The sequence below is a fragment of the Halomonas sp. genome (assembly GCF_031581305.1).
Taxonomy (GTDB): domain Bacteria; phylum Pseudomonadota; class Gammaproteobacteria; order Pseudomonadales; family Halomonadaceae; genus Halomonas.
This window is the reverse complement of the sequence record NZ_JAVLBC010000287.1, coordinates 1-2,803: the sequence shown is the minus strand read 5'-3', so window position 1 is coordinate 2,803 and position 2,803 is coordinate 1. Positions and strand designations below refer to the sequence as shown.

The 2,803-nt window shown below is 65.1% G+C and carries 2 protein-coding genes; both read right to left on the bottom strand.

Annotation, left to right across the window (positions count from 1 at the left end; all coding sequences use genetic code 11):
- Nucleotides 1-407: putative zinc-binding metallopeptidase (locus tag RI841_RS15820; RefSeq protein ID WP_405000956.1), on the bottom strand; the 407-nt coding region annotated here is incomplete at its 3' end.
- A gap of 412 nt (nt 408-819) precedes the next feature.
- The gene (locus RI841_RS15815; RefSeq protein WP_310706590.1) at nt 820-2,631 is read right to left on the bottom strand and encodes an acyl-CoA dehydrogenase C-terminal domain-containing protein; all 1,812 of its coding nucleotides are present in this window, start codon (nt 2,629-2,631) and stop codon (nt 820-822) included.
- Nucleotides 2,632-2,803 lie beyond the last annotated feature (172 nt).

The following is a 2,803-nucleotide window of genomic DNA, read 5'->3' as shown; positions in this document are numbered from 1 at the left end:
ACGCTGATCGTCACCACGCCCCCGACATGCCCCATGGGCACCGGCGTATGGCCCTCGGCCAGCATGTGAAACACGGGACGCGCGCCGGGATCCTCGGGGCGAAACCAGTTCCAGCGGCCCAGGTTATCGAGCACCCAGCGCTTGGCGGCCTCGGTCTGGTTCCAGTGGGGGATGGCATTTGGAATGGAGGTATCTGGGGCCAGCTCGGTCATGGCGCAGGCGCGACAGAAGGCGCCCTGCTTGGGGGCGATCCAGTTGCAGCCGATCACGTCGCGGTTGGCGCAGAACGGCGGCATGGTGATGAAGGCCCTGGCCTGAGGGTCGTAGGCAACGGGCGTTCCCTGGGCAGTGGCGAGGTTGTCGAACCATAGGGCCCCGGCGCCGACGGGATTGGCAAAGACACGCATGAGGCAGTCACTCCGCAAGAACGGCAAGGCAGATAGCCAAGCGCATTACGATGCATCCTGCTCTTTCCACATTCACCAATCAATCATCAGTGGTGCACGTTCAGCCGTGCCCGACGCCCTTGCATATGGAACGCACAGGAAAAAAGGGGCATCGCAATTCGGCGTGAAAACGACGGGGTCTCGCGTAGGCCGGATAAGCCGAAGGCGCATCCGGCGTGACAGTGGCGCCTTCTCCACGCTCGGTGCGCTGGCGCTTACCGAGCCTACAGGGGCTGGGTGGCAAACCGATGTCGTGCGGGCAACGATCACGACAGTCTGCGAAGAACCAGAAAAAAGCGGCGGGGATGTCCCCGCCGCCTGACACCGATCGTTCCCGATCGAGAGAGTGCTCGTTAGCCAGCCCGTCACGACATCAGATCTCGAAGCCCAGGCCGAAGTCCTCGGCACTGATCGCCATCAGCGACGGGGCACCGGCCTCAATGGCGGCCTTGTGGGCACGGGTGCGCGGCAGCAGCCGCTGGTAGAAGAAGCGCGCGGTGTCGAGCTTGGCGCGATAGAAGGCCGTCTCGTCGGTGTCCTCGACCAGAGCGGCACGGGCCTGTTTCGCCGCACGAGCGAAGAGGTAGGCAAGGGTCACGTAGCCGGCATACATCAGGTAGTCGACGCTGGCCGCCCCCACCTCCTCGCGGTCGGTCATGGCCTTCATGCCGATGGCCATGGTCATCTCGCCCCACTCCAGGTTGAGCTTGGCCAGCGGGCGCACGAACTCGGCGAGCTCGCTGTTGCCCTCCTCGGCCTGGCAGAAGATGTGGATCTCCTTGGTGAACACCTTGAGGCTCTCGCCCTGGCTCTTCAGCACCTTGCGGCCCAGGAGATCGAGGGCCTGGATGCCGGTGGTGCCCTCGTAGAGGCGGGTGATGCGTGCGTCGCGCACCAGCTGCTCCATGCCCCACTCCTGGATGAAGCCGTGGCCGCCGAGCACCTGAACGCCCTCGTTGGTCGCCTCGTAACCCACCTCGGTGAGGAAGGCCTTGACGATGGGGGTCAGCAGGCCCAGCAGGGTCTCGGCGCGCTCCTTCTCGGCGACGTCAGTCCCGTGCTCGACGGTATCGATCATCTGCGCAGTGAAGAGCACCAGCATCCGCCCCCCCTCGGCGAAGGCCTTCTGGGTCAACAGCATGCGGCGCACGTCCGGGTGGACGATGATCGGGTCGGCGGCCTTCTCGGGTGCCCTGGCGCCGGAGAGTGCGCGCATCTGCAGGCGGTCGCGGGCGTAGGCCAGGGCGTTCTGGAAGCTCGCCTCGGTGAGACCCAGGCTCTGGATGCCGACGCCGATGCGGGCAGCGTTCATCATGGTGAACATGCAGGCCAGGCCCTTGTTGGGTGCGCCCACCAGGTAGCCCTTCGCCGCGTCGAAGTTCATCACGCAGGTGGCGTTGCCGTGAATGCCCATCTTGTGCTCCAGCGAACCACACACCACGCCGTTGCGCTCGCCTGGGTCCCCTGCTTCATTGGGAAGATATTTCGGCACCACAAAGAGCGAGATGCCTTTCGAGCCTTCCGGGGCGTCGGGCAGCTTGGCCAGCACCAGGTGCACGATGTTCTCGGCCAGGTCGTGCTCGCCGGCGGAGATGAAGATCTTGGTCCCGGTGATATCGAAAGCGCCGGCATTGGTGGGCACGGCACGGGTCTTGATCAGGCCGAGGTCGGTGCCACAGTGCGGCTCGGTGAGGCACATGGTACCGGTCCAGGTGCCCTCCACCAGCTTGCTCAGGTAGGTGGCCTGCTGTTCGTCGGTACCGTGATGGCGCAGGGCATCGGCGGCGCCGTGGGAGAGCCCCGGATACATGCCCCAGGCCAGGTTGGTGGCACAGACCATCTCGTTGAGCACCATGGCAAGCGATGGCGGCAGACCCTGGCCGCCGTGCTCGGGGTCGGCGGCCAGGCTCGGCCAGCCTCCCTCGACGTACTGGGCGTAGGCCTCCTTGAAGCCCTTCGGCGCCTTCACCCCGCCGCCCTCCAGCAGGCAGCCCTCGCGGTCACCGCTCTGGTTCAACGGCAGCAGCACCTCGCGGGCGAAGCGTGCGCCCTCCTCCAGGATGGCACCAACCACGTCGGGCGACGCCTCCTCGCCACCGGGCAGGCGGGCATAGTGGGACGGATAGTCCAGCATCTCGTCCATCACGAAGCGAAGGTCACGAAGGGGGGCCTGATAGGCGGGCATCTCGAACTCTCCACATATTGGGGGCGCCGGCAGTCTGGCGCAGGAAGGCGGCGACCATTTTCAAACACGTGTTTGAAATTAGCCGCCACAAGGATGAGAGTCAAGCGATCGTTTCAAAAGCTGGAAGCTGGAAGCTGGAAGCTGGAAGCTGGAAGCTGGAAGCTGGAAGCTG

Bases quoted from the DNA above. Each gene is read 5' to 3' on its own strand.
- RI841_RS15815 (WP_310706590.1), bottom strand. From the start codon at position 2,631: ATGCCCGCCTATCAGGCCCCCCTTCGTGACCTTCGCTTCGTGATGGAC.